The organism is Rhodanobacter sp. Soil_C_14 (assembly GCF_057657335.1).
In genome coordinates, this window is the sequence record NZ_JBDGIQ010000002.1 from 87539 (window position 1) to 113654 (window position 26116).

Annotated in this window: 23 protein-coding genes; 10 read left to right on the top strand and 13 right to left on the bottom strand. The window is 60.8% G+C overall.

Going from position 1 to position 26116, the window contains the following annotated elements; translation table 11 throughout:
• The 12 genes from AC3A56_RS05955 to AC3A56_RS06010 all read right to left on the bottom strand — a co-directional run bounded on the left by AC3A56_RS05955 (window position 1) and on the right by AC3A56_RS06010 (window position 16039).
• Complete coding sequence (locus AC3A56_RS05955; RefSeq protein ID WP_487769675.1) at window positions 1-1167, bottom strand: LegC family aminotransferase; 1167 nt, start codon at window positions 1165-1167, stop codon at window positions 1-3.
• The gene (locus AC3A56_RS05960) at window positions 1164-2390 is read right to left on the bottom strand and encodes a glycosyltransferase family 4 protein (protein WP_487769676.1); all 1227 of its coding nucleotides are present in this window, start codon (window positions 2388-2390) and stop codon (window positions 1164-1166) included. The genes AC3A56_RS05955 and AC3A56_RS05960 overlap by 4 nt, the downstream gene beginning before the upstream one ends.
• The gene (locus AC3A56_RS05965) at window positions 2391-4214 is read right to left on the bottom strand and encodes a heparinase II/III family protein (protein WP_487769677.1); all 1824 of its coding nucleotides are present in this window, start codon (window positions 4212-4214) and stop codon (window positions 2391-2393) included.
• Window positions 4211-6355: a bi-domain-containing oxidoreductase gene (locus tag AC3A56_RS05970; RefSeq protein WP_487769678.1), complete on the bottom strand. Its 2145-nt coding sequence runs from the start codon at window positions 6353-6355 to the stop codon at window positions 4211-4213. Before AC3A56_RS05970 ends, AC3A56_RS05965 begins: the two co-directional genes overlap by 4 nt.
• A 2-nt stretch (window positions 6356-6357) precedes the next feature.
• Window positions 6358-7605 carry an O-antigen polymerase gene (locus AC3A56_RS05975; protein WP_487769679.1) on the bottom strand — a complete coding sequence of 416 codons (1248 nt, stop codon included), beginning with the start codon at window positions 7603-7605 and terminating at the stop codon, window positions 6358-6360.
• Between the two features lie 8 nt (window positions 7606-7613).
• A complete protein-coding gene (locus tag AC3A56_RS05980; protein ID WP_487769680.1) occupies window positions 7614-8129 on the bottom strand; it encodes an acyltransferase in 516 nt (171 codons plus the stop codon).
• A complete protein-coding gene (locus AC3A56_RS05985) occupies window positions 8116-9192 on the bottom strand; it encodes a glycosyltransferase family protein (RefSeq protein WP_487769681.1) in 1077 nt (358 codons plus the stop codon). Before AC3A56_RS05985 ends, AC3A56_RS05980 begins: the two co-directional genes overlap by 14 nt.
• An 89-nt stretch (window positions 9193-9281) precedes the next feature.
• A complete protein-coding gene (locus AC3A56_RS05990) occupies window positions 9282-10547 on the bottom strand; it encodes an oligosaccharide flippase family protein (RefSeq protein WP_487769682.1) in 1266 nt (421 codons plus the stop codon).
• Window positions 10548-10599: 52 nt separating this feature from the next.
• Window positions 10600-11745, bottom strand: a complete 1146-nt coding sequence (wecB, locus tag AC3A56_RS05995) for a non-hydrolyzing UDP-N-acetylglucosamine 2-epimerase (RefSeq protein ID WP_487769683.1) — start codon at window positions 11743-11745, stop codon at window positions 10600-10602.
• A 54-nt stretch (window positions 11746-11799) separates the two neighbouring features.
• On the bottom strand, window positions 11800-13080 hold the full coding sequence (gene tviB / locus AC3A56_RS06000) for a Vi polysaccharide biosynthesis UDP-N-acetylglucosamine C-6 dehydrogenase TviB (protein ID WP_487769684.1): 1281 nt from the start codon (window positions 13078-13080) through the stop codon (window positions 11800-11802).
• Window positions 13081-13364: 284 nt separating this feature from the next.
• Entirely contained in the window at window positions 13365-15569 is a 2205-nt protein-coding gene (locus AC3A56_RS06005) for a polysaccharide biosynthesis tyrosine autokinase (RefSeq protein WP_487769685.1), read from the bottom strand.
• Between the two features lie 35 nt (window positions 15570-15604).
• Window positions 15605-16039 (bottom strand): low molecular weight protein-tyrosine-phosphatase, encoded by a 435-nt coding sequence (locus AC3A56_RS06010; RefSeq protein WP_487769686.1) that lies wholly within the window; start codon window positions 16037-16039, stop codon window positions 15605-15607.
• A gap of 302 nt (window positions 16040-16341) precedes the next feature.
• Here AC3A56_RS06010 and AC3A56_RS06015 point away from each other — a divergent pair, with 302 nt between their 5' ends.
• The 7 genes from AC3A56_RS06015 to AC3A56_RS06045 all read left to right on the top strand — a co-directional run bounded on the left by AC3A56_RS06015 (window position 16342) and on the right by AC3A56_RS06045 (window position 22754).
• Window positions 16342-16617, top strand: a complete 276-nt coding sequence (locus AC3A56_RS06015; RefSeq protein WP_487769687.1) for a hypothetical protein — start codon at window positions 16342-16344, stop codon at window positions 16615-16617.
• Between the two features lie 165 nt (window positions 16618-16782).
• Entirely contained in the window at window positions 16783-17100 is a 318-nt protein-coding gene (locus AC3A56_RS06020) for a hypothetical protein (protein WP_487769688.1), read from the top strand.
• A 236-nt stretch (window positions 17101-17336) separates the two neighbouring features.
• A complete protein-coding gene (locus AC3A56_RS06025) occupies window positions 17337-17606 on the top strand; it encodes a hypothetical protein (protein WP_487769689.1) in 270 nt (89 codons plus the stop codon).
• 171 nt (window positions 17607-17777) lie between these two features.
• Window positions 17778-18797: a polysaccharide biosynthesis/export family protein gene (locus AC3A56_RS06030; RefSeq protein ID WP_487769690.1), complete on the top strand. Its 1020-nt coding sequence runs from the start codon at window positions 17778-17780 to the stop codon at window positions 18795-18797.
• A gap of 120 nt (window positions 18798-18917) precedes the next feature.
• Window positions 18918-19631 (top strand): YjbF family lipoprotein, encoded by a 714-nt coding sequence (locus AC3A56_RS06035; RefSeq protein WP_487769691.1) that lies wholly within the window; start codon window positions 18918-18920, stop codon window positions 19629-19631.
• Window positions 19628-20401, top strand: coding sequence for a capsule biosynthesis GfcC family protein (locus AC3A56_RS06040; RefSeq protein WP_487769692.1), 774 nt, complete (start codon window positions 19628-19630; stop codon window positions 20399-20401). The genes AC3A56_RS06035 and AC3A56_RS06040 overlap by 4 nt, the downstream gene beginning before the upstream one ends.
• A 232-nt stretch (window positions 20402-20633) precedes the next feature.
• Window positions 20634-22754, top strand: a complete 2121-nt coding sequence (locus AC3A56_RS06045) for a YjbH domain-containing protein (protein WP_487769693.1) — start codon at window positions 20634-20636, stop codon at window positions 22752-22754.
• Between the two features lie 64 nt (window positions 22755-22818).
• On the opposite strand, the gene AC3A56_RS06050 is transcribed toward AC3A56_RS06045, so the two are convergent.
• A complete protein-coding gene (locus AC3A56_RS06050; protein ID WP_487769694.1) occupies window positions 22819-23175 on the bottom strand; it encodes a Rieske (2Fe-2S) protein in 357 nt (118 codons plus the stop codon).
• A gap of 77 nt (window positions 23176-23252) precedes the next feature.
• On the opposite strand from AC3A56_RS06050, the gene AC3A56_RS06055 reads away from it, so the two are divergent.
• The 3 genes from AC3A56_RS06055 to AC3A56_RS06065 all read left to right on the top strand — a co-directional run bounded on the left by AC3A56_RS06055 (window position 23253) and on the right by AC3A56_RS06065 (window position 26086).
• Window positions 23253-23528, top strand: a complete 276-nt coding sequence (locus AC3A56_RS06055) for a hypothetical protein (protein WP_204110550.1) — start codon at window positions 23253-23255, stop codon at window positions 23526-23528.
• A 67-nt stretch (window positions 23529-23595) separates the two neighbouring features.
• On the top strand, window positions 23596-24507 hold the full coding sequence (yedA, locus tag AC3A56_RS06060; protein ID WP_487769695.1) for a drug/metabolite exporter YedA: 912 nt from the start codon (window positions 23596-23598) through the stop codon (window positions 24505-24507).
• Window positions 24508-24697: 190 nt separating this feature from the next.
• Window positions 24698-26086 carry a short-chain fatty acid transporter gene (locus tag AC3A56_RS06065; RefSeq protein ID WP_487770026.1) on the top strand — a complete coding sequence of 463 codons (1389 nt, stop codon included), beginning with the start codon at window positions 24698-24700 and terminating at the stop codon, window positions 26084-26086.
• Window positions 26087-26116 lie beyond the last annotated feature (30 nt).

The window sequence follows — 26116 nt, forward strand, 5'->3', positions numbered from 1 at the left end:
TCAAGCCTTGCCCATCGCACCATCAGGCACGCTGGACGGCAGATTCACCACGCGATCTTCCAGCCAGCGGGAGTTTTCCAGGCCGTCGTGCTCGCAGTCCTTGTACATGTCCAGTCGGGTCATCAGGCGCCAGATGGGACGCGTCATCACGCCGCGGCTATTGGTGTATTCGAGGAAGGCGTCGCGTTGTTCCAGCGAACCCAGCACGATCGCATTGAGCCAGTAATTGGACACCGTGCCTGCGCGCGCCTGCGCCTGCACAATCCCCTGCGCCTCGCAGAACGCCGCATAGCGCCGCGCGACATCAGCCTTGATGGCGAGGAACTTCGGCAGTTCCTCCATCTGCGCGCAACCCAGGGCCGCGTTGAGGTTCGGCATCCGGTAGTTGTAACCGGTCATGTCGTGCACGAACTCGTAGGGATGCGGGATCTTGGCCGTGGTGGTGAGGTGCTTGGCCCTGCTCGCCAGCTCCTCGTCGTCGGTGATGATCATGCCGCCACCACCCGTGGTTATCACCTTGTTGCCGTTGAAGCTCAGCGTGGCTAGCTTGCCGAAGGTGCCAGTATGGCGACCACCCACATAGCTGCCCAGCGACTCGGCCGCATCCTCGATCACCGGGATGCCGTAGTCGTCGCACAGCGCCACGATCTCCTCGATACGGCACGGCAAGCCAAACGTATGCATCGGCGCGCACGCGGCGATGCGCCGACCGGTGGCCTTGTTGAAAGCTTGGCCACCGCGACGTTCCACCTTGCTTTCGAGAAAGCGGCGCAACGCGTCCGCACTCATGCCCAGGGTGTCGCGATCCACATCCACGAACACGGCATGTGCGCCGGTATAGCTGAGCGCATTGCAGGTAGCGATGAACGTGAGCGCCTGGGTGATAACTTCGTCATCGCGTGACACGCCGACGAGCTGCAGTGCCGCGTGCAGAGCCGCCGTACCGTTGACGGTGGCAATGGCGTATTTCGCGCCGGTGAACGCAGCGATCTTCTGTTCGAAGTCGGTGACGCGCGCGCCGACTGACGAAACGAAGTTGGAGTCGATGCAGTCGACCAGGTACGCCTTTTCGTTGCCCTCAAAGACCGGGCGATGCAGCGGAATGAAGCCCTCGCCGTAAATGCTCCGGGCAAACCCGACCACAGCGTCAAATCCAGTCTCATTCATTTCACGTCGTCCTTTGCCAGTTCCAGCCAATCGACAAAACGCTCACTCAGTTCTGCCCTGTCGAAATCACTCCGAGCCAACGCAAGACTCCGTCGTCCCATCTCCTTCAATGCAGCCCTGTCCGAAGCGGCCATCTCGAGCGCGTCGGCAAATGCTGTCGGATCCTCAGGTCGCACTGCGAATCCGCATGCATGGCTTTCGATCAATTCGGCAAGCCAGCCCGGATAGTTGTTCAACACGGGCAAGCCTGAGGCGAGATAGTCGAAGAACTTGTTTGGTGACGTCCCGTAATAGAACGCCGGAACATTGGCGAGTATCTGCATGCCGATATCGGTTGCCGCCATTAGCCCAGCCAGGCGCGCCTTGTTGACCGGCGGATGAAAGACTACGTTATCCAGTTCTTCGCTGGCGGCGCGAGCCTGCAGTACGGGCTTGAGCGCTCCTTGTCCGATCAACAACAGCTTGATGTCACGTCGCCCGCGACGCTTGAGTTCCCCCGCGGCATCCAGCACCGCGTCCAACCCATTGGCCAGGCCCTGCGTCCCTGCAAATACGGCCATCAAGTCATCGGCGGCAACACCATCGGGCCGCCAGATCTCGACTTCGCTTCCGAAGATCCCCAAGTCGCAACCATTCGGTACGAGGGCTATGCGTTCGCGATCGACACCGCGTTTGGCAATGCCGTCGACGATACCGGGGGAAAGTCCAATGCAACGAGTGGCGGAACGATAGGAAAGCCACTCAAGCAGGGACATTCCGGACAGTACGACCGGGTTGGTGATGACACCCATCGCCCTCGGCAACTCTGGCCAGAGGTCGCGAACTTCAAAGACAAAAGGTTTACGGCGAAGCCAGCGCGCAAAGATGCCCGGAATACCGGCCGTCAACGGCGTGGTCGTAGCAAACACGACATCGTAGGTCTCGGTAAGGGCCAAGGCCACACTGCGCCAGGCAAACCGCAGGAAGGTCATTGCACGCTTCAGGAAGCCATCACTGTTCGAATAGGCAAGATTCATCTCGATGATGTCGATGCCGTCAATCATGCCGCGGCGCCTGCCCTGCGCAAACTCGCCAGAAAGGCCGGTCTCTCCGCCGCCGTAGCTGCCACATACCATGGTGACAGCATGACCACGTGCAACGAGGCGACGGGCCATTTCGTAAGAGCGGATGCCTGCGGCGCCTTTGGGCGTGGAGAAGTGTTGGTGGAAGTAAAGGACTTTCATTCATGCCCAGCTGTAGGTGGAAACAAGCGTGCCCGGACGATCAATCTCGACCTCAAGCACCGGCACCGCAGTTTTTTCAAGGTAGTAGCGTGATTCCCAGCCTTCGATCAGCGCGATACGGCACACCGGCATATCGGCGGTGACGGATAGCGCGTGTCCGTCGCAACTGACCCGCATCCCGTCCAGTTTCCAATGGCCCGGCCGCAGGCGCCATCGCAACACAGCCTTGCTACGGAAGCCCGACACCTCGTCCTCAATCTGCAGACAATCGTCGGCCAGGCGCAAAGCCCGGCGGTGCGATGCACCCAGTTGATCCCGATAGGTTGCCGAAAAGCGAACATCATCCTTGCTCACTGCAGGCCCTTCAACGTTCCTGGCCCGCAACCAATCGCCAAAAAGGAACCGACCCAAACGGGGCATCTGGTCGCGGTCGTCGAACTGAATGGTGTTGTGGCCCTCGGTGCCACTGAAGTAATCGAGCCATTTCTTCTCGACGTTGTAACCGAACGTTCCAGCATCCCGCAGCACGTTTTCGCCAGCTAGCCAGAAATCCACGTGCAGCGCGTCCGCCTGACTTGGCCGAAAGCGAAATCGCGGAAAACGCATCATCGCGAAAGCCGTGCTTCGCCGAAGAATTCCAAAGCCACCGTCATCAAAGCGGGAGGAAGTTGGTAACTCCTGCGCCGCAAGGGGCGCAGAAATTCCCAACCAGCGCAAAGCATCGTCGGCTTCCGGATACACGCAATACCCACAAAACAAAGCCGAAGCCAACTGCACGGAAGGGCGAAAGTCACGATAGTCCGCCTCGCCCAAGGGCAGCAGCTTGGCACCATCGTTTGCGCCGAGGTTGGACGCGTCCCCACCGGCGGCATCAGTCAGCGTCTTCAGCCATGTGGTAGCAGCGATGGCACGCTGCTGGAATTTCGCGCTGAAAGCGGCATCGCCAAGCTGGCGTCTCCACACTTCCACCATGCACAGGGTGTCAAGCGCGACTCGGTGATAGGTTGTCGAATACTGGCTAAAGCTTCCATCGGTTGCGAACAAGCGGCCTACCCGGTTTTCCAGCCATTTCCGTCCCGTCCTTGCCCAGTGCTCACCTGCTCGCTCGCCGCTTGCGGCCAGCCAGGTTCCCCCGATGTACAGGGCTGCGGCCTCGGACGTACCGTGATTGTTGTCTTGCGCTACGGCATAGCCCATCGTCGGCGCAATTCGCTCCAAATGCGCTTTGACCAACCCCAGCAAATTTCTGCCAGATGACTTCGAGCATTGAAGAATGAGCGCGGCCATGGCCAGATGCATCACGCGAATTGACGCTTCCTGACCGCACTTCCAGTTGGGTCCGCAGTACGCCGGATTATTCACCGCCCAATCCGACAACCAACCATTGAGTCGGTCCAGTGCCACGCGCTCGCCCGTTGCAGCACGCTGCGCAAAAGACAGAACCCAGTCGAAACGCGAAGCCTCCCATACCGTCTTGATGTCACCAACCGTCGCATCGAAGTCGGGAATTTGCCACCATGGGCGCTGAGGGTCCTGCACGCGCTGCCCGGTCAGGGGATTGGCGTGCCAGTCCGGCGCCTGCTCGCCCTCAGAAACCTGCCAGCGTCCAAAATATTTCGCTGACGACCACCAGTAGTCCGGGGCGACGACATCTGTTCTGAGTCGCTCCGGCATGGAGAAACAAGGGCCTGCCGGCAATACCGCATGCAGCCGACGCACGGGGTTCCAGCCCAGGCGCACACCCAGACGGAAGTTCGCCACCCGCAGCAGGTTTTGCAATCCCAGCGATAGCGCCGTCCTGGCCTTGGTCGCAAGACGGCTCATTGCTCTCGCAACATCTCGGCGGCTTCAATGGTGACCCGCGCCACCTCAAAAACCTCAGATGCGGGGATCGGGGTATCCACTCCGGATTCCACTGCCTTGAGGAAAGCAGCGGCACAGGCTTGCTGCCCCTTGTCCTGCCGCCACAGGTTCATCCGACTGAAGCCCGGCCAGCCAAAGCCCTTCAGCTTGCGGAAGTTGTCGAGCTGCAGCACGCGTCCCGCCGCGAAAACTTCCACTCGCTCCTTCGGGAAACTTGCCGCTCCATTTGCCAGGTAATGGATCGTACCGAATGAGCCATCGGCAAACCCGAGCGTGATCACCGCCTTGTCCTCAGTCACCGCCACGCCAAGTGAGTCGCCCATCCGCCGCGCTTGCACGGACGTGATCTCACAACCAGCAAGAAAGCGCATGAGGTCAATAAAATGGCAGGCTTCACCGATAATCCGGCCACCACCAACCGCAGGATCCTGCGTCCAGTGATCGGCGGGAATCGCACCAGCATTCATGGTCATGATGAAGCTCTTCGGCTCACGCACCGGCGCAAGGAGCGACCTCATCTTCTGTACCTGAGGGGAAAATCGACGATTGTAGCCAACCATCAAATGGCAAGCTATTCCGCGCGAACGCGCGGCACTATATGACTTCTCCACATCTTCAAGTTCCCCCAAATTGATCGCGAGTGGCTTCTCTACGAATACGTGTTTGCCTGCATTCAATACTTGGCAAACGAAACGTGCATGGGAGTTATGACGCGTAACGATTGCAACTGTATTGATCTCGGGATCTGAGAGCATTCCTTCGACATCAGTGGAGGCGCTGACAAAGCCTGCCTTCTGACCGTGAACCACCCCGCTAACACCTCCAGCGGTGCAAATGGTAGCTAATTGAGCCCCCGCCGATCTGAACGCTGGAATGAGCACGCGCGACGCATAATTGCCCGCACCGATAAATCCGACGACAGGCCGATTGGCATCCATCTTCGAAACGGGTACCGATTTCAACCCAACCTTGCGCCGCGTTCTGCTTTCTTGATCAGCATCATAACTTAGCAAAATGCCCAGAGCGGACCGATCACTGCTTAATAGGTCATATGCACTCGGCGCCTGCTCGAAAGCAAAGCGATGCGTGATCAGTGGACCAACATCCAACTGACCTGAAGCCATCAGGTCAAGCACCGCCTCGAAATTGCGCTGTTCCGTCCAACGAACAAATCCGAATGGATAGTCCTGACCCATTTCTTCATAGGTGGGATCATAGCGGCCGGGACCGTACGAACAGGACACTTGGAAGGTGAGCTCCTTTTCATAGAACTCCGCCCGGTTCAACTCCAAGCCTGTCACACCCACCAAGACGATCCGCCCACGTTTGCGACTCATACGCGCAGCCTGCGACACCGGATCGGATGACTTCGTGGATGCCGTAATGACTACTCCATCCACGCCGCGACCGCGACTGAACGCCATACCGGCAGCGACAGGATCCTCCCCTGCCGCGGGATTGCAGGTCTCTGCTCCGAACTGGCGCGCTAGCGCAAGTTTACTTTCGTCAAAATCGATAGCCAGCACCCGACACCCTTGCGCCCGAAGCAGTTGGACCGTCAACAGGCCAATCAGCCCCGCGCCAGTTACCACAACGGCTTCGCCCAATGTTGGCTGAAGCAAACGAATGCCCTGCAGACCAATGCTCGCTACGACAGTAAATGCGGCGCTTTCGTCACTAACGGAGTCAGGCACCTTTACACAGAGGTGCTTTGGCACTCTTACGAGCTCAGCGTGCGGTCCATTAGATACTACGCGGTCACCTAATTTAATCCCCTCAAAAGGGCGACCCGTCTCCAAAACCGTTCCGACGTTGCAGTAACCTAAAGAAATAGGCTGCCCCAATTTTGAGCGCACAGCATCGATGGTAACAAAAAGGCCGTCCGTCTTAATTTTTTCCAGAACCATCCTAACTTTATCGGGTTGCTGCCGAGCTTTCTGAATAAAACTCGAACGGCCGAAACCAACCAGCATCCGCTCCGTACCAGCAGATATTAGCGAAATGGTCGATGAGATGACCAATAGTTGGCCGGATGCAGTAGGCGCCGGCACATCGAAGATTGCCGTAGTCCCATCCGCCATATTCTGCAGTATTTGCTTCACAACTACGACCTCGTTTGGATATCAGTTTTGTAGGTGATCTTACTAAGCAACAACAAAAACACTACGGCTAACAGGCCATTATTTATTAGCTGAACAGGACCACCAGCTACCCAAATTGAAAAGTACAAAAACACCACCGAGTAACAAAAGACTCGAAAAAGGCTCTTCTTGCCTCTTAAAAAAGACAAATACGTCAACTGAAAACCGGCTCCCATAGCAAGCCCTATAGCGACGATGCCCGGCAGTCCAAAGTTGTAATAGATTGAACCCCAGACACTGAGAGGCGAAGTACCCTTATAAGATCCGAATAAGATATAGAATACCTGATTGGATATTGTATCGCCCCTAACGCCAGGCAGCAGACCAGCGAAGTCTTGAAACCATGGCGCCCCAAAGCGAACGCCCACTACATCGTAGACATACCTAAACCCCACGACGGCACTATATTGATTCGATTCAAATACTCTATGAAGAACCTCGCCAAAGCCACTAATGATACCAGCTCCGTTCGACCTGCCAAGCTGAATTGAAATGTAGGAAAAGAGCGCAAACACGACTAATAGCGGTGCTAATAGGTAACGAACAGGAACCGACCCACCACGGTAGGCCACAACACAGTAGAGAAACATAAGGAACGAAATGACTAGAAATGTGCGTTGACCCGTACCAAGTAGCGCATACAAAACGAATGCCAAGCCCAAACCTATAAACAGCCATCCAAAGCGACTACCCTTAAGACGAAAGCAGAAAAACAAGTACAAAATTGGTAAAATCGTATTTTTAAATTGGTTTACGTATCCCGGGGCAAAATATTTATCACCAGAATAGGCCTGCAAACGCATTGCGGTAAAATTGTCTACACCGGAACCAAGGGTGGAAAGCAAAAGATTATACCCAACCGCTCTGTAATAAATAACCGTAATAATGCTAGATATTACGAGCATAATTGCGGCTCGACGGATAACTCGAGCCTTATCTGGAACAAAAGGTATCCGCCAATACTCCCTGTACAGGCCAGTCATTCTTTTTGCCTTTACTACAAAAATTGAGCCCAACGTCAAAAGCAGGGGAGATACAACAATTATGGCGCAGTGAACAATGTCCGATTCAAGACTTAAATCCAAGAATAGAAACGCCCCGCATCCCATGATCCAATTAAAGGCAATAAACCCCACAACGGGATTAATTATCCATAAGCTTCTATGGCAAAATATCCCGAAGAATGTGAATGCAGAGAACAAAATGAGCATCGCGACCATCATGGGATATCGACACCAGCTTTCGCTCGAAGATAAACCCTGCTGTCGCCTATGACGTTGCCAGGGCTTCCCGCATAGATACTAAAATCTGGCACTTTACCGCGCACTACGGTCCCTGCTGCGATAATGCATGCCCTTCCGATTTCACACCCCGGCATAAGGATTGAGCCGGTACCTATGAACGAGTAATCTCCGATCGTTACGGGCTTTACCCGACCAAAAGGTTTCTCCTGAGGCAGGTTAAATGCTTTTGCGACCGTATGCAGCGCCCAATCATGAGTAAGAACGCGTATGTAACTAGAAATCGTCACCTCGTGACCTATCGTGATCAGACTATAGTCAGTCCCATCGAACCACGTTTTCGATGATATGTAGTTTGGCCGCCCCGTGAATTTCATCCCCCATCGCTTGAAAAAGTGGAGCAGGATGTTTGTCGCCCAACGAGGACGAAAGTTAGCCACAGCACGAACGCTAGTGAAGCAGACAATTTTTTCGAACTTTCTAGCCAGCCCCATGATTCACCTCCAACAATTCAAATAGTTGTTTAAGCTGTGCTTCATAGTAGCCATTCTTAGCACCCAATTCTCTGCTGGCGGCACCGTGCGCCTCAACTAGACGCCTGCTGCCGAGCGCCGCCTCAACGGCAGCAACGAGTCCATCAACATCGTCATAGTTCACACTGATGGCCGCTCCTGCATTAACTATGTAAGCGGCAGTCGCGACTTCCGCGTTAACAATGATGCCAATACCCGTCTTGAATGCATCTCCCCACTTGTTGGATTCTGCGAATCTATTGATGACACTATTCGGCTTGTAATAAGTGAATACGTAGTCAGATGAGTAGTACGTCGACAATGCTACTGCGTTCGAAACCTCGCCCAGGTAGGTCACCTGAGGGAGCTCCGCAAGCTCCTTGGCCTCTTTACAATCAAGCTTTCCAGCCACTAGGAAGCCCACATCAGCGGTATTCATCCTTTTTGCAAGCGCCAGCGCCACGTCCATTCCCCGCGACGAACCTAGCCAGCCGTTGATATTGATCATCAAACCTGCTCTGGGCCATGGGTGCTGATCATGGAGTGCTCTAGCAGCGGAGATTTCCCCCTCACTAGGCATGTTGCGCAACAGATAGAAGCGCTCGCTTTCAAAATCGTATCGCTCGGAGCCAGGAATCACATGCAAGGCCACCCGTCGAGAAGTCCAGCGCTCGAGGCGCCCTACCAACTTCCTTATTAGAGTTGGCAACGGAAACAGTAAAGAGAATCTGTCAGCATCGTCGAAGACGATATCGAATCCCTTGAACTTGCTGGCGAGCAAAGCGGGGAATGCGCTCTCAAAACCCAGCGCCCAGACAATGTCTTCACGTCGGTACTTCAGCGAATGCAGAAACACGCGGAGCATCCACACCAGGTATCGTGCCCGAACGCCGGCACCGCCGTAGCCACCACCTCGCAACACGTACTTCTTATCAATATCGAAGTCGAGATAGTCCTCCTTGCTCTCACCAGTCTGCCGCTCCCAGCCAAGCAATGAGATATCCCACGACTTGGTATGCCGAACGAATTTCGCCAGCTTGAACAAGCGCGTGCGCCGGGACAATGCAGATAGCGGCGCGATTACCCGCAAGCGTTGGTGTGGCACCTGCGCTGAATCCGCTGAACGGAATATTCTCATTTGAAACTCCGAGTTCGGCGCCACTCGAGGCCGATGAACACAAGCATCTGCAAGACGCACGCAGCCAGGGTCGCAAACGCCAATCCATTTGCACCTCTGCTTGTCCACAAGTAGGCAAGGGGCACAAGCAGCACAGCAAATGCGGCGTTGCCAAGAATAAGTGACATGGCATCACCCGCTGCAGTGGCACTGCGCATGTAGACAGCAGTCGCCGCCGTAGCTACGCCAGACACGGTCAATATCAGCAGCGACGATTTTGCTGGCATGTATTTAGGCAGGAGCGCAAAGAGCAAGTCGCCTCCAAATAGCCAGACAAGAAGACTGAGGAATACCGTAGCCGCAACCAAGACGGAGACGATCAGACGCGAAAGCCTGTGGTATCCAGCGTAATTGCGGGTCGTCAGGCAGGTGGTCAACTGAGGCAAGGCGGCGTTCGCTATCGTTCCTATGCCAAACAACACGATGGCTCGAAATTGATTTGCGAAGGAGAAGAGGCCCACTTCGACGTTGCCCGCAGTTCTAGCCAAAAATAACATTCCCAGCCAGGAACTAGGCACCGTCAACATGCCAGCAACGGATGTTGGAGCCCCAAAGCGCCAAGCTACCTCCCAGTCTTTGCGCGTCGGAATCAGGGGATTCCACCATTGTCCTAACTGTTTGAAGGAGCTTCGCAACGCTAGCTGTTGCGCGAACAACACGACAGCTTGGGCGGCGATGTACCCGAGTAAAGCATTAGCCACTCCACCAAGTCTTGACGCAAGCACCATGACGAGTAGCGCAAGGGGCGCGGCTACGACATTGGCAACAGCTTGATTCTTTACCGCCCCCATTCCCAAAGCAATGCCATTCTGGATTGGTATAAGTGTGCCGGTAAATATGAGCAATGCCGACATCATGTATAGCGGCGCGTCTCGCGGCTGATGGTTTATAGCCATCGCCAATGGGTGGGCCAAGGCAATTAAGCCCAACATGAATATCGTTGCACAAGCCAAGCCTGCACCATAAGAAACGGTTACAGCCATGGTAAGCGCTTGCTCTGACAGTACACGAGCCTCGGCAACTATTTTTGTTGCCATCTGTCCGAGCCCCAACGCGAAGAAAGTCGTGAACAGCAGCGCCGTCATCTGCAACAGGCTAAATGTTCCGTAATCGACGGGGCCGAGCGCATGGGCAAAAATCAGAGCACCCGCAAACAACGCTCCGCGAGATGCTATAGCGCTCGTAGCCGTGAGCGCAGCGGTGCTTGCCAGCTTCCTTATCAAGCTCGCCCCCGGGCCCTAGCCTTGGCCCTCACCATACTTAAGCAGCAAATTCTCATCGCAACCATTCAATCAGATCCCCGCAGATCCGTTGCGCGGCCGCTCCGTCCCAAAGCTCGGGCTGTTTCCTCGATCGCGTGTCGGCGTTGACGACATCTTCCAGTGCACGCCTTACACGTTCAGGCTCTACTCCAACCAACTTGTTAGTACCTTGCTCAATCGTTATGGGACGCTCCGTGTTTTCACGCAAGGTAAGGCAGGGTACGCCCAAGGCTGTTGTTTCTTCCTGCAAACCGCCGGAATCTGTTAGAACTGTCCGCGCGTCCTTCATCAAACCAAGCATCTCTAGATAGCCTATGGGAGGCAAGGCCAGGACCCCGGGGTTCTCAAAAAACGCTCCGCATCCTGCCTCGCGAATCTTGGCTTGGGTTCGGGGATGCACTGGGAAAACCAGCGGCAACGCGCTGCAGTTTTCCTCCAGCACTTTGAGCAAGCGCGTTAATACGTCCGGATCGTCTACATTAGAAGGTCGATGTAACGTCAGGACTGCGTAGCCTCGATCAGCATCGAGAAAAGTGGCGGCATTCTTTGGAGGCTCTGCCCCTTGACATGCCTGAATTATGGTTTGTTCTGCGGGAATCGCTCGGGGGATATTGTTCTTTAAAGTATCGATCATGACGTTGCCGGCAAATACGATCTTATCCCTCGAAATACCTTCGGCCTGCAGGTTTTCTATAGCTTCACGTTCCGTAACATAAAGCCGATCCGACAGCTGATCCGTCAGAATCCGGTTGATTTCTTCCGGCATACCACGGTCGCGTGAACGCAGGCCAGCCTCCACATGTACCACCTTGACGCCCTTCTTCGCGGCAACCAGCGCGCAAGCAATAGTTGAGTTGACGTCGCCAACAACCAAGACGCAATCAGGTTTTTCATTGTCAATCACAGTTTCAAAACTTTTCATAATGTCAGCGGTCTGCTGGGCATGGCTACCCGACCCGACTTCTAGCGAGATATCTGGCGCCGGAATTTCCAATTGCTGAAAAAAGGATTCGTTCATTGCATAATCATAATGTTGCCCTGTATGCACGAGCTTCGCTTCGATGCCGGACGCGTGATCCCGAAACGCGCGCATGATGGGCGCAATCTTCATGAAGTTGGGCCGCGCCCCAACAATGCAAAGTATTTTCTTCAGCGACATGCGTTATTTGCCTAATTACGTTGAGATTGGTTTGCTCGTGTGCCGAATGGTTCGTCAAAGCCGCCCTTCGACTTCGCCTTTTGGCAATACGCCCTTGATGTCGTACAACACCGCGCGACCGTTGGCCCAAGCACGCACACCCTGACTGCCGGTCGCCTTGAATTCATCGTGCGCAACGGCAAGAACCACCGCGTCGTACATTCCGGGTGTGGGCGCATTCGCCAACAAAGTCAGGCCGTATTCCGCTTTCGCCTCGGCGGCGTCAGCCCAAGGATCGTAAATATCCACCACGGCACCGTAGCTTTCGAATTCCTTCACCAAGTCCACCACGCGCGTATTGCGCAGATCAGGGCAGTTTTCCTTGAAGGTAAGCCCCAGCACCAGCACGCGACTGTCCTTGATGGCGTGGCCCTTGCCGATCATCAGCTTCACCACCTCGCTGGCCACGTGCTGACCCATGCCATCGTTGATGCGGCGACAGGCAAGCAGGATGTCGGGGTAGTAGCCCACGGCTTGGGCCTTCTGGATCAGGTAATACGGATCCACGCCGATGCAGTGGCCGCCCACCAGGCCCGGCTGGAACGGCAGGAAGTTCCACTTGGTGCCCGCCGCGGCCAGCACGTCCTGGGTGTCGATGCCTAGGCGGTGGAAGATCAGGGCGAATTCGTTGATCAGCGCGATGTTGGCGTCGCGCTGGGTGTTCTCGATCACCTTGGCCGCCTCGGCCACTTTCAGGCTGGGTGCCTTGTGCGTGCCGGCGAGGATGATGGTGCGATACAGCGCATCGACATAGTCGGCTGTCTCCGGCGTGGAGCCGGAAGTGATCTTGGGGATATTGACCAGCCGGCGCTGTTTGTCGCCCGGGTTGATGCGCTCGGGGCTGTAACCCACGGTGAAGTCGACGTTGAATTTCAGGCCGGAGACGCGCTCCAGCTCGGGCACGCAGATTTCCTCGGTGGCGCCGGGGTAGACAGTGGACTCGTAGATCACCACATCGTCACGCTTCAGCACCTTGCCGATCGACTCGCTGGCCTTGATCAGCGGGGTGAAATCCGGGCGCTTGTGCTCGTCGACCGGGGTCGGCACGGAGACGACGAACACGTTGCAATCGCACAACGCCTGCAGGTCGTCGGTATAGGCGAGGCGGCGGGATGCGGCGAGTTCCTCGGCCGAGGTTTCCTGGGTGTGATCAACGCCGGCGCGCAGCTGCTCGATGCGTGCCACGTGGATATCGAAACCCACGGTATCGAAGTGCTTGCCGAATTCCACAGCCAGCGGCAGGCCGACGTAGCCGAGACCAATGATGGCGATCTTCGTATTGTCCAGTGAGTGCATAGGGCTTCCGGTGGATGTATTGGAATGAGCCTGCCCGTTGGGACCAGGCGACAGGGGGAGCCATTGGCGCTGGCTCAACCGCTGATTATGGGGTTTTCGTGTTGCAGGGGCGATGCTGGGCGGTTTTGAGCGTTGCTTGGGAACGGGTGGCGCGATGGGGTGTTGCTGGAGGAATGGGCGAAGTGGCTTTCGGCGGCTTGTTGGAAATGGAGCGAGAGGCAAGGGCAAAAAGCGACCCCACCTCGATCCTCCCCTGCGGGCAGGGGAGGAGGCGAAGCGCCGCCTTATTTCGCGGCTTTGTATTCGTAGTAGCCGTAGGAGTAGTAGCCGGCGGCGCGGCGTTCCACGGCGTTGAAGATGGCGCCCTTGATCTCGACGCCGTTCTGCTGGAAGCGCTGCTTGGCCAGGGCGATTTCGCGGACCTGGTTCAGGCCGAAGCGCACCACCAGCAGGCTGGTGCCGGCGTGGTGGCCGATCACGGCGGCATCGGTCACGGCCAGGATGGGCGGGGTGTCGATGATGATCAGGTCATACAGCGGCATCAGCTTGTTGAGCAGCGCGGTGAAGTGCGCGTGCATCAGCAGTTCCGACGGGTTCGGCGGCACCTTGCCGCGGGCGATGAAGTGCAGGCCTTCGACACCGTCGACCTTGCGAATGGCGGCGGGCAATTCAAGCTGGCCGGTGATCAATTCGGACAGGCCATTTTCGGGCTTGCCGCCCATCACCTTGTGCTGGCCGCCCTTGCGCATGTCGGCGTCGATCAGCAACACCTTCTGGCCGGCCTGCGCGATCACCGCAGCCAGGTTGGCCGAGACGAAGGTCTTGCCCGCGTTGGGGCTGGAACCGGAGATCATCAGCAGATTGTTCTTCGCCTCCAGCCTAGCGAAGTGCAGGCTGGTGCGCAGGCTGCGCAGCGCTTCGGTGGCAAGATCGGCCGGAGCCCTGACAGCCAGCAGGTGTTGCTTGCCGTTGCTGCCGTGATGGTGCACATCCTTCACCGAGATGGCGATTTCCTGCTCGCTCAACGGGATCGAGGCATAGACCGGCAAGCCCAAGTGTTCGATGGCGGCGGGATCTTCCACGCCGCGATTCAGCATCTGACGCAGGAAGATGAAGGCCACCGCCAGGAAGCCGCCCAGGAAGGTGCCGCCGAGCACGATAATGGCCTTCTTGGGCTTTACCGGCCGGCTGGTATCCACCGCGGCCTTGTCGATGATGCGCACGTTGCCCACGGTGCCGGCCCGGGCGATGTCGAGCTGCTGCGCCTGGTTGAGCAGGCTGGTATAAGTTTCATTGCTGACCTGCACGTCACGGGTCAGCCGCAGCAATTCCTGCTGGGTGTCGGGCAATTCGCCGACCTGCTTTTCCATCGCGTTCTTCTGCGCCTGCAGCTGGCCGATCTGCTGCATCAGCGCCTTGTACGCCGGATGTTCGGGCGTGAAACGGCGCTCGATGTCGGCCTGCTGCATCTGCAATTGCTGGATGCTGGTTTCGATTGCGACGGTCTGGTCCAGCAGGCCCTTGGTCTGCATGGTGATGTCGACCGAATGGGCCTGGGTCTGGAACGCATTCAGCGCAGCGGTCGCCTTTTCCAGGTCGCGACGCACGTTGGGCAGCTGTTCCTTGACGAACTTCAGGCTGTTGGCTGCTTCGGCGGAGTTGCGGTCCACGTTCTGCTTCACGTAGATCTCGCTGACCTGGTCGAGCAGGTCGGCGGCCAATTGCGGATCCGCATTGTTGTAGGTCAGGGCAAGAATGCCCGAGTCCTTGCCCTGCTCGCTGGCGTTGACGTCCTGCTGAAGCTTGGTGATCACGGCCAGGTCACTTTGGCGCACCACGTCGAAGCAGGTTCCCGGGTTGGCAGCCAACGCCTTTACCTGGATGGTTACCCCGTGGCCACTGGCAGGCTTGCCAACCTGGCCGTTGAGCAGCACGTTGTCGTCGTCATCGCGCAGGCTGAAGGCGCCGTTGTTGCCGGCGACCAGGGTAAGCGTCTTGCCTCGCAGGCTGGCGGGAACGTCGAGCTGGAAAATGTCCAGCGCGGCGCCGCCCCAGTCGTAACTGTTCATGCCGAACTTGGGCGGGGCCACGGCACCGGGCTGCGCCGGTGAATAACGCCGGGCAACGAAATTGCCGAACAGCGGGAAGTGGCGCGGCGTGACGCTGATCGCCAGGTGCAGGTTGTCGGCGGCGCCGCCGATCACTGTGCGCGAGGTGATCAGCGCGATTTCGGTGGTGGCTTCGGAGCTGGAAGCGCCCAGCGTCTGGGTGAGATCGCTGAGGCCCGGCAGGCTGGGTACCTTCTGCTCGACCTGCACGATGGCGTTGGCCTGGTAGATCGGCGTGGCCAGCAGTGCATAGGCCACGCTGACCACGAAGAACACACCGGTGACGATGATGATCAGCCACTTGTGGTCGATCAGGGTGCCGAGCAGTTCGCCCAGATCGATTTCGTCGTCGCTGGACGACGGGGTTTGCGTAGCGGCCATGCAGGAGCTTTCCTAGTCGTTATATATAAGGTGGGTTACAGGTAGCGCAGCCAGCTATCAATACCTTGTGTGATCAAATCGTGTACGTGATCAAACGCAGGGCGTTGCTGGCGGTACGGGTCGGGGATGTCACGTGCCTGCACCCATTTGTCCAGTACGAAGATCTTGCCGCTGGCTTCCGGAGCCAGCCGCACCATCGCGTCGACGTGGCTTTTCTCCATGCCCAGTACCAGGTCGGCTTCGCGCAGCATGGCCGGCGTCAGCTGACGTGCGCGATGGGCAGCGCCGTCGACGCCGTGCTCAGCCATCACCTGCATCGCGGTGGCATCCATCGGGTAGCCGGTCATGGCGTGCAAACCGGCACTGCTCACTTCGATGTCCTTCGAAACCAGGCGCTCGCGCAACAGATATTCGGCGGTGGGGCTGCGGCAGATGTTGCCAATACAGACGGTCAAGATCCGTTTGAACAACTCGATGACTCCTCGATTGCCTGGCAGGCTCGCCCGTAGCACCCGGCGTCCCGCGCTCCTGTGGATTTGTGGTCACTCCCCCCCTGGAGCTGCTGGCGGTATCGCGCAACGTTCCGCGAAGACATCTTCACAACCGCGACGCACGCACGTTTCCCGACCAGCCCGGCATGATAACCGAAGCCCGGCCAGCTTGGCGGCCCTAGCCTGACTGGTTCATGTATGTACCCCTGCGGAATTGTGGGTATACTCGGCAAGCGCGGAATTCACGTCCGCTTGACGCCATGCCTCCAGGGGAAATATTCATGAAGAAGATGATCGTTGCTCTTCTGGCGACGGGCCTGATGGGTTCCGCGCTGGCCCAGTCCGCTGATCCGCAGCAGCCTGCTACCCCGCCGGCTCCGCCGGCGCCCGCAGTTGCTGGCGCGAAGACCGCCACGACGCAGTCGCTGGGCGAAATGACGCCGTTCTACGTGATCGGCGGCGTGGTTGTCGCTGGCGCCATCGTGGCTGCCTCCAGCGGCGGCAACGACCACAAGACCAGCACGCCGCCGCCGACCGGCACCACCGGTACGAACTGAGCGAATGCATTACCTCGAAAGCCGCGCCAGTTCTGGCGCGGCTTTTTTGTGCGCCTGAGCTTCCAGGCCGAAGGGGCGGCGATGCGCTCTTGCCGTACATCTTTCCTTAACCTTGCTTTGGTAAGGTCGGGTGACAGGTGGAATCCCGGTGCCGTGGGATTGCCCATGAAAACCATGCTTGCAAGTCTTTTGGCCGCTGGCCTGTTGGCCGCGGGAATGGCCCAGGCCGCAGAACCGATGCCGTCGGCCCAGAACCAGAACCCTTCGCCAAATCCGGCCGTCGCCGGCGCCGCCGCTGCCGGGTCCGCCTCCACCGGAGGCATCACGACGGGCCAGGCCATCGCTGCCGGCATCGCCGTGGTGGCCGTCGTTGCCGTCGCCGCCGGAGCAGGCAACGACGACAACCACGGGCATGTCCCGGGTACCGGAGGCACGGGGACTACCGGAACCACGGGAACGACCGGCACCACCGGCACGCATTGACACGCATCAAGTCGGCCGAGCCCTTCCTTGGGCTTGTCCATTCCTCCTGCGAGCGGCTCTTCCTCCCTCCCCTGCCTCGGCAGGGGAGGGCCGGGGTGGGGTGCTCCTGCTCTGCGCTGCTGCCCTATCAGCCTTCACCTTCACTACACCAGCCTCCGCGTACATGGTTCCTTCACTGCCGCTGGTTATACTGGCGGCGCTGTTTTTTCCCGAACACCGGTCACAAGGAGCAACACATGAAAATGATTCTTCCCGCACTTCTGACCGCTGGACTGATGGCTTCCGGCCTGGCAGTGGCGGCGCAGCCGCAATCGGACAGCGCCCAGAACCCGCCGGCCCAGCCCACGGTGGCAGGCGCCAACGCCGCCAGTGTCGCCTCCACGGGCGGCATCACCGCTGGCCAGGTGATCGCGGTGACCATCGCGGTGGTGGCAACGGCAGGCGTGGTAGCGGGCGTCGCTCGCGACGACTCGCATCCGGTGCCTGGTACCACCGGTACCCACTGATATCCTGTGGCTGATCACGACAAACGTGCCGACTTCGTTCGGCACGTTTGTCGTGTCTGTCGTTCCCTCTGTCGCCCTGAGTCCTCTTCCATCGTGAAAACATCACCTGCCCTCATCCTTGTTGCCTGCGTCGCCCTGCTGAACGGCTGCGCGCTTGCGCCCGGCCAGCACATGTCGACCAGCGAACTCTCCCGCGGCGACACGGTCGACAACAGCCAGGTCGAACTGGTCCCGATCACGCCGAAGCTGATCGCCATGGATCGCGCCAGCGCCCAGGCCACGGCCGTGCCCGCAGCCTTGCTGGCGTATCAGCCGGAGTCATACCGGATCGGAGCAGGCGACAGCCTGTTCATCACGGTGTGGGAACACCCGGAACTGACCTCTCCGGCCGGCCCGCAGCAGGCCACGGTGGCGAATGGCCGTCTGGTTCGTTCCGACGGCACCTTGTTCTACCCGTACGTCGGCACCTTGAAAGTGACCGGCATGACGATAGAGCAACTTCGCGAGGCGATCAGCCAGAAGCTGGCCGCTTACGTGGAGAAGCCGCAGGTCGACGTCAGCGTCGTCGGTTATGGCAGCCAGCGCGTGCTGCTGCAGGGCGCCTTCGTCAAGACCGATCCCCAGCCCGTCACGGCGGTGCCACTGACCCTGGCCCAGGCGCTGGGCACGGCCACCATCAATACCGAGCAGGCCAATCTTTCCGGTCTGGTGTTGACCCGCGACGGTCAGGATTACCACCTGGATCTGGATGCACTGAACAACGGTGGCAACCTGGCGCAGGACATCTACCTGAAGCCGGGCGATCGCCTGTTCCTGCCGTACAACGACCGCCAGGAAGTGTATGTGGTGGGCGAAGTGGTCAGGCCGATGGCGATCAACTTCAAGACTTCCGACCTCAGCCTGACCCAGGCGCTGGGACGCGCGGGCGGTCTCAACCCGCTCAGCGCCAAGGGCAAGGCGGTGTATGTGATCCGTGGCGTCAAGGATCTGGAGCAGGCGCCGTCGAAGGTATTCAGCCTTGACGCGCGCTCGCCGGCGGCCTTCGCGTTGGCCGACCAGTTCATGGTGAAGCCGGGCGACGTGGTGTTCGTGGGACCGGCCGGCGTGACCCGCTGGAACCGCTTCTTCAGCCAGTTGCTGCCGTTCTCGGGCCTGATCAATTCGGCGGCCAACGCGAACAAGGATTTCTGAGCGCACCCCGCATGAATGCGTAGGGCGGGCAATGCCCGCCTTTCCAATACATCGCCATGGCACGCGCGGCGGGCATTGCCCGCCCTATGAATGGGGAGCACCGGTTTGCCAGCACACGAGTTGACGAACAGCGAACGCACCACGGCGTCGACGGCGCGGCCCGCCGTCGCGCGCACGCTGCCCTGGCTGTTGCTGCTGGCCTGGCCGCTGCTGCTCGGCCTGCATGGTTGCAGCGAGCTGTCGCGCTCCTCGATCAAGGCGATGCGACTTGCGGTGAAGGGCCGGCCGCAGGTACAGCCGACCGCGGCCGAGGTGGCGGCCAAGCCGTACTTCCAGTTGCAGGCGAGCAGCCCGGAAGGCAGCGCGGTGCTGATCCTGGGCAACGTCGATGGCGGACGCCAGGCGTGGTACGGCAACCACGGCGTGGTGGTGTTCATCGAGCACGGCCGCGTGGTGCAGACCACTGGACTGGGACAGAATCTGGACGGCGTGCAGTTGCCTGCCGACGATCCGTTCGCGCGCGGCCTGCAGACGCTCAGCGGGCCGGTCAGCTACCGCATGGGCAAGGACTGGTCGCCGGGCTATCGCTACGGCGTGCCGGTCGACGCCACGCTGACGCCGGCGGGTCGCGAGCAGGTCAGCATCCTCGATCAGACCCACGACCTGCTGCGGGTGGACGAGCAGCTCGACGTGCCCTCGCTGCATTACCGCGTCACCAACCACTACTGGGTGGACCCGCGCGACGGTTTCATCTGGAAGAGCGACCAGCAGGTGGCGCCCGGCCTGAGTCTGCAACTGGTGCAACTGCGCCCCTACCGTGAGCCGCAGCCATGAACCGCGCATGCTTCGTGACACTGATGCTGGCCTGGTCGACGACGGCCGCGGCGGTACAGGTCCAGTTGAGCGGCGCCGTGGCGCACCCGGGTCACACGGAATTGAACGGTCCTGCCCGCCTCAGCGACGCCGCCATTGCCGCGCAGCCGCTGCCGCAGGCTTACATGAAAGGCGCGGCCTGGTTGCGGCCAGGCTTGCTGGCCACCCAGCAGCGCCTGAAAGCCGGCGTGCTGTTCGACCTGGCCAGCCTGCAGCAGCGGGCGCTGGCAGGCGACGACCAGGCATTGGCCGCGAGCAGCGCGGCGATGCGCAGCTGGATCGGCGCGCTGCCGGTGACCGGACGCGAGTCGCCGGCGCTGCTCGATCCGCGCGCGGTGGAAGTGAATGCACCGGAGAATCACCTGCTGGCCCCCGGCGACGAGCTGTTCTATCCGCTGCGTCCCGAGGGCATCCGGGTGGTCGGCGCCGTGCAGCAGGCGTGCACCCTGCCGCTGGTGCCATTGCAGGATGCGCGGCTGTACCTGGGCGCATGCCCGCTCGGCGATGCCGCGGATCGCGACAGCATCTACGTGATCGAGCCGGACGGCCGGGTGTTCGTGCAGGGTGTGGCCCTGTGGAATCGCAGCGAGGCACAGGCACTGGCGCCGGGCGCGGTGATCTACGTACCCCTGCGCGAAAGCGCCACCCGCAAGGTGGACGCCACGATGAACAGCGACATCGCCGCGTTCCTGGCGACGCAGGTGTTGCCGGGGCCGGAGAGGTCACCGTGATGACGGTAGTTCGCGAAGAACACCCCACCCCAACCCTCCCCTGTCCGATAGGGACTTCCTTCGGTCGCAAGCAGGGGAGGGAGAAGAGCCGGAGCGCGCCGCTGCTTGTGCCCCCTCCCCTGTTTGCAGGGGAGGGTTGGGGTGGGGTCGCTCTTGATCTCCTTGCCCGCCTGCCCCAGCCCATCGCATCAGGCACATCGCACCACCGCACCACGCCACGGACCTCACAGGCTTGAACACCCTCCAGCACATCCGCCGTCACTGCACCTGCCTGCTGCCGCTGGCCGGCTGGTTGCTGACCTGTTCGGTGCATGCGCAGAACGCGCCGACCCAGAGCGATTGGGGCGGCGCCGGCCTGCTGCAGACGCCCACCGCGCGCATGGCCGACGAAGGCGAGGTGGGCTTCACCGCCAGCCGCACGTCGCCATATACCCGCTACAACTTCACCTTGCAGCCGCTGCCGTGGCTGGAAGGCAGCTTTCGCTACATCAGCATCAGCAATCGTTTGTATGGGCCGTCAAGCCTGAGCGGCAACCAGAGCCTCAAGGACAAGTCGATCGACGCCAAGGTGCGGTTGTGGCGTGAAAGCCACTATCTGCCCGCCGTGTCGGTGGGCATTCGCGACCTGGGCGGCACCGGCCTGTTCTCCAGCGAATACGTGGTGGCCAGCAAGCGCTTCGGGCCGATCGATGCCAGCCTGGGCATGGCCTGGGGTTACATGGGCAATCGCGGCGATGTCCGCAACCCGTTCTCGCTGATCAGCGACCGTTTCGATACGCGTCCCGGTCGCGGCAACAATCCCGGCGGCCAGTTCAACAGCCACGATTATTTTCGGGGGCGCGCCGCGTTGTTCGGCGGCATCAGCTACCAGACACCATGGCAGCCGCTGATCCTGAAGCTGGAATACGAAGGCAACGACTACAAGCACGAGCCGCAGGGCAACAACCAACCGCAACGCACGCCGATCAATATCGGCGCGGTCTACCGGCTGAACCGCAATGTCGACTTCAGCCTGGCGCTGGAGCGCGGTCGCGTGGCGATGTTCGGCTTCACCTTGCACACGAACCTCGCCCGGAGCAGCGGCCCCACCAAGCTGCTCGATCCGCCCCTGCCCGAGCGCGCCGACAAGCCGCCCACGCAGACCCCGCAGCAGGTCGACTGGACGGCGGTGAGCAAGCAGCTGCGCGACAACGCCGGCATCGAGGTGTCGAAGATCAGCCGTCGTGGCCGCGAAGTGGTGGTGACCGGCGAACAGCAGCGCTATTTCTATCCGGCCAAGGCGCTGGGTCGCACCGCTCGCGTGCTGGACAACCAGCTGGCGCCGGGCACCGACTGGTACACCGTGGTGTCCACCCGCGAAGGCCTGCCGATCGTGGCGACCAGCGTGCATCGGCAGCGCTTCGACGAACTGCTCAACTACGACATCGACCTGCAAGACTTCCGCCGCAGCGTCGAGCAGAACCCGCCATTGCCACAACGCGAGGACGTGCTGTACCGTGCCGCGCCGAAGAAGTTCAGCGGCAGCCTGGCGGTGGGTTACGCGCAGTCGCTGGGCGGCCCCGATGCCTTCATCCTGTACCAGGTGTACGCGAATTACGACGCGAACTTCCACTTCACTCCGAACCTGTGGTGGAGCGGCAACTTCAGCGCGAACCTGCTGAACAACTACGACCACTTCAAGTACGACGCACCCAGCAACCTGCCCCGCGTGCGTACCTACGTGCGCGAGTACCTGACCAGCTCGCGGCTGACCATGCCGGTGTTCCAGCTGACCGCCAGCCGTCGCCTGGGCACCGATCTGTATGGCCTTCTATACGGCGGCATGCTGGAGAGCATGTACGGCGGCGTGGGCGGCGAAGTGCTGTACCGGCCGATGGGCGAGCGCTGGGCGATCGGCGTCGATGCCAACTGGGTGAAGCAGCGCGGCTTCGACCAGGACTTCTCGTTCCGCCGCTACCACGTCGCCACCGGCCACGTGACCGGCTACTTCGACCTGGGCTACAAGGACGTCACCCTGGCGCTCAGCTACGGCCGCTACCTGGCCGGCGACCGCGGCGCCACCATCGACGTGTCGCGCCAGTTCCACAACGGCGTGCGCATGGGTGCGTATGCCACGTTCACCAATGTCTCGGCGAAACAGTTCGGCGAAGGCAGCTTCGACAAGGGCATCTACCTGTCGATCCCGTTCGACCTGATGCTGCCCAGCTCGCACACCAGCAGCGCCAACATCCTGTGGCAGCCCCTGCTGCGCGACGGCGGCGCCCGCCTGGCCAAACGCTACAACCTGTACGACCTGACCAGCGACCGCGACAGCGACGACCTGCAGTACAACCTGCAGAAGATCACCGAGTAGCCGCCTTGCTCCCTCCCCTGCGCGCAGGGGAGGGCTGGGGTGGGGTCGCTCTTCCGGCCGACTGCTACGCCAGCCTCACCTCACCCTCTTCCACCTGCACCGCCACCGTGCGCAGGTGCTCGCCCCGGCAGGGCCCGGCGATGCACAAGCCATCGCCCTGGTTGAAGGTGGCGCCGTGCACGGCGCAGATCAGGGTGTCGTTCTTCAGCAGGAATTTGCCGGGGGCGTAGTCGAGGCGACGGCCGGCGTGGGGACAGACGTTGAGATAGCCATGCACCTGCTCGCCACGGCGCAGCAGGATCAGGCTTTCCTCGCCGTCGGCCAGGCTGGCGTCCACCGCGGTGGCGCCGCCGTCGGGGATGTCGTCGAGCCGGCACAGTGCCGGCGGTTGCGACAATTCGGCGGGGGTGGATATATCCATCGGCACTTGCCTCGGGGGGCGGATGGCCCCATGGTGGTCGCGTAAGTCGTTGATTTTACCATACGGATTTTTAACACATGCGCTTCTCCCTGCCTCCTCTTCGTCGTCCCCGCCATCCGCTGGCGCGCGCTCTCTCGCTGGTGCTGGGCGTGGCCGTGCTGGGTGTGCTGCTGGTGTTCGGGCTGGTGGTGGCTGGTGTGCTGCTGGTCGGCGGCATCGTGCTGCTGGCCGTGCGCCAGTGGAAGCAGGGGCGTTCGCCGGTGCAGCGGACGGCGTCATCTGGCAATGGCCAGCCGGCTGTGCTGGAAGGCGAGTTCGTGGTGATCCGCCAGGGTCGCCCCGTCGCGCACTGAGTCGTCCGGCAGGGGCACAAGCCGGCGCAGGGATGGATAATGCGCCGTCCCCACACGATCCGCCCCCATGCACGACACCTCTGCCTCCGCCGCGGCCACAAGGCCGCGCAGCCTGACTGATCCCCGCGTCCTGATTCCGCTGTCGCTGCTGGCGCTGTACGTGATCTGGGGTTCGACCTACCTGGGCATCCGGTTCGCGCTGGAAAGCTATCCGCCATTCCTGCTGGCGGGCATCCGCTTCCTGGGAGCCGGCGTGGCGCTGTATGGCTTCCTGCGCTGGCGCGGCATGGCGGCGCCGACGCCGCTGCAATGGCGCAACGCCACGTTCACCGGACTGCTGTTGCTCGGCATGGGCAATGGCCTGGTGTGCTTTGCCGAGGAGCGCGTCAGCTCAGGCATCGCCGCGGTGGCGGTGGCCAGCATGCCGCTGTTCGCCGCGCTGTTCACCGGCATGTACGGACAGTGGCCGAACCGGCGCGAGAGCGTCGGCCTGGTGATCGGCTTCGTCGGCGTGATCGTGCTGAACCTGGGCAGCAGCCTGTCCGGCTCGCGGCTCGGCGCGATCGCGCTGCTGGTGGCGGCGATGTGCTGGGCGTTCGGTTCGGCCTGGAGCCGTCGACGCGACATGCCGCAAGGCCCGATGAATACCGCCGCGCAGATGCTGACCGCCAGCGTCGCGCTGCTGCTGTTCGGCTTCCTCAGCGGCGAACGCCTGCCGGCGCATCCCACGATGCATGCCACGCTGGCCCTGATCTATCTGGCGGTGTTCGGTTCGATCGTGGCGTTCAGCGCCTACCTGTACGTGCTCAAGCACGCACGTCCCGCGCTGGCCACCAGCTATGCCTACGTGAATCCGCCGGTCGCCGTGCTGCTGGGCATCCTGCTGGCCGGCGAGCAGTTGGGACCGTACGATCTGCTGGGCATGGCGGTGATCCTGGGCGGCCTGGTGGTGATCACGCTGGCGAAACAGAAGCGTTGATGGTGTTGGGCAACCGTGGGGAGGACTTCGGTTGAGGGGGGCTCTTCTTCCGAGCTCAGAGCAAAAGCTTACCCCCTTCCAACTTCCCCCTGCCTTGCAGGGGGAAGGGCGAACGTAACGCCGCGGGGCGGCGTTGCATGGTTTTATTGAAGCGGGGGGGCTGGACATGAATGCAGGACGGGATGGCTGGATGGCGCGCGTGGCGCTGCGCAGTGCGGCGTGGGCGGAGCGCTGGTTTCCGGATGCGTGGGTGTTTGCCGCGCTGGGCGTGGTGCTGGTGGCGCTGGCGGCGCTGGCCTTTGGCGCGACACCCGTCGTCGCCGTCGGCGCGTTCGGCGACGGCTTCTGGAGCCTGATCCCGTTCACCATGCAGATGGCCTTCGTGGTGATCGGCGGCTACGTGCTGGCCACCGCGCCGGTGGTGGCGCGCTTCATCGACGTGCTGGCGCGGGCGCCACGCACGGGGCGCGGCGCGATCGTCTACATCGCCCTGGTAAGCATGCTGGCGTCGCTGCTGAGCTGGGGATTCTCACTGGTGTTCGGCGGCCTGCTGGTGCGCGCGCTGGCGCGGCGCAGCGACCTGCGCATGGATTACCGCGCGGCCGGTGCGGCGGCGTATCTGGGCCTGGGTGCGATCTGGGCAATGGGGCTGTCGTCGTCCGCCGCGCAACTGCAGGCGAACCCGGCCAGCATGCCGCCGGGCCTGCTGGCGATCACCGGCGTGCTGCCTTTCAGCCAGACGATTTTCCTGTGGCAGTCGATCGTGCTGACCGCGGTGCTGATCGTGGTGTCGCTGCTGGTCTGCTGGTTCACCGCGCCGTCGGACGCGAACGCACGCACCGCGCAGGACTTCGACGTCGGCGAAACCTCGACCCCGGCCCTGCCGCCGCGCACGCGACCAGGCGAATGGCTGGAATACAGCCCGCTGCTGTCGCTGGCGATCGGCCTGCTGGGACTGGGCTGGCTCGGCCACGAGTTCGCCAGCAAGCCGGCGATAAGCGCGATCGCCAACCTCAACACCTACAACTTCCTGTTCCTGACCCTGGGCATCCTGCTGCACTGGCGCCCGCGCAGCTTTCTCGATGCGGTGCATCGGGCGGTGCCCAGCACCGCCGGCGTGCTGATCCAGTTCCCGCTGTACGGCGGCATCGCCGCCCTGCTGACCCACGTGCCCGGTGCGGATGGCTCGACGCTGGCGCACCGCTTGTCGAACCTGTTCGTGCATATCGCCGGCACCGAGAGCTTCCCTGCGGTGATGGGCGCGTACTCGGCGATCCTCGGCTTCTTCGTGCCATCGGGTGGCGGCAAATGGCTGGTCGAGGCGCCGTACGTGATGCAGGCGGCAAACGACCTGCACGTGCATCTCGGCTGGGCGGTGCAGGTCTACAACGCGGCCGAGGCGCTGCCGAACCTGATCAACCCGTTCTGGATGCTGCCGCTGCTCGGCGTGCTGGGACTGAAAGCCCGCGACGTAGTCGGCTACACCTTCGTGCAACTGGTGGTGCACGTGCCGCTGGTGCTGGGCATGCTGTGGCTGCTCGGGATGACGCTGGACTATGTGCCGCCGGTGATGCCCTGAAACACCCGCAGGAGCGCACAGGGTGCGCTC

What these genes read in the sequence shown, in the direction of transcription:
- AC3A56_RS05955 (WP_487769675.1), bottom strand. Translation starts at nt 1,167, where the DNA reads ATGAATGAGACTGGATTTGACGCTGTGGTCGGGTTTGCCCGGAGCATT.
- AC3A56_RS05960 (WP_487769676.1), bottom strand. Translation starts at nt 2,390, where the DNA reads ATGAAAGTCCTTTACTTCCACCAACACTTCTCCACGCCCAAAGGCGCC.
- AC3A56_RS05965 (WP_487769677.1), bottom strand. Translation starts at nt 4,214, where the DNA reads ATGAGCCGTCTTGCGACCAAGGCCAGGACGGCGCTATCGCTGGGATTG.
- AC3A56_RS05975 (WP_487769679.1), bottom strand. Translation starts at nt 7,605, where the DNA reads ATGCTCATTTTGTTCTCTGCATTCACATTCTTCGGGATATTTTGCCAT.
- AC3A56_RS05980 (WP_487769680.1), bottom strand. Translation starts at nt 8,129, where the DNA reads ATGGGGCTGGCTAGAAAGTTCGAAAAAATTGTCTGCTTCACTAGCGTT.
- wecB (WP_487769683.1), bottom strand. Translation starts at nt 11,745, where the DNA reads ATGTCGCTGAAGAAAATACTTTGCATTGTTGGGGCGCGGCCCAACTTC.
- tviB (WP_487769684.1), bottom strand. Translation starts at nt 13,080, where the DNA reads ATGCACTCACTGGACAATACGAAGATCGCCATCATTGGTCTCGGCTAC.
- AC3A56_RS06005 (WP_487769685.1), bottom strand. Translation starts at nt 15,569, where the DNA reads ATGGCCGCTACGCAAACCCCGTCGTCCAGCGACGACGAAATCGATCTG.
- AC3A56_RS06015 (WP_487769687.1), top strand. Translation starts at nt 16,342, where the DNA reads ATGAAGAAGATGATCGTTGCTCTTCTGGCGACGGGCCTGATGGGTTCC.
- AC3A56_RS06020 (WP_487769688.1), top strand. Translation starts at nt 16,783, where the DNA reads ATGAAAACCATGCTTGCAAGTCTTTTGGCCGCTGGCCTGTTGGCCGCG.
- AC3A56_RS06025 (WP_487769689.1), top strand. Translation starts at nt 17,337, where the DNA reads ATGAAAATGATTCTTCCCGCACTTCTGACCGCTGGACTGATGGCTTCC.
- AC3A56_RS06030 (WP_487769690.1), top strand. Translation starts at nt 17,778, where the DNA reads ATGTCGACCAGCGAACTCTCCCGCGGCGACACGGTCGACAACAGCCAG.
- AC3A56_RS06040 (WP_487769692.1), top strand. Translation starts at nt 19,628, where the DNA reads ATGAACCGCGCATGCTTCGTGACACTGATGCTGGCCTGGTCGACGACG.
- AC3A56_RS06050 (WP_487769694.1), bottom strand. Translation starts at nt 23,175, where the DNA reads ATGGATATATCCACCCCCGCCGAATTGTCGCAACCGCCGGCACTGTGC.
- AC3A56_RS06055 (WP_204110550.1), top strand. Translation starts at nt 23,253, where the DNA reads ATGCGCTTCTCCCTGCCTCCTCTTCGTCGTCCCCGCCATCCGCTGGCG.
- yedA (WP_487769695.1), top strand. Translation starts at nt 23,596, where the DNA reads ATGCACGACACCTCTGCCTCCGCCGCGGCCACAAGGCCGCGCAGCCTG.
- AC3A56_RS06065 (WP_487770026.1), top strand. Translation starts at nt 24,698, where the DNA reads ATGGCGCGCGTGGCGCTGCGCAGTGCGGCGTGGGCGGAGCGCTGGTTT.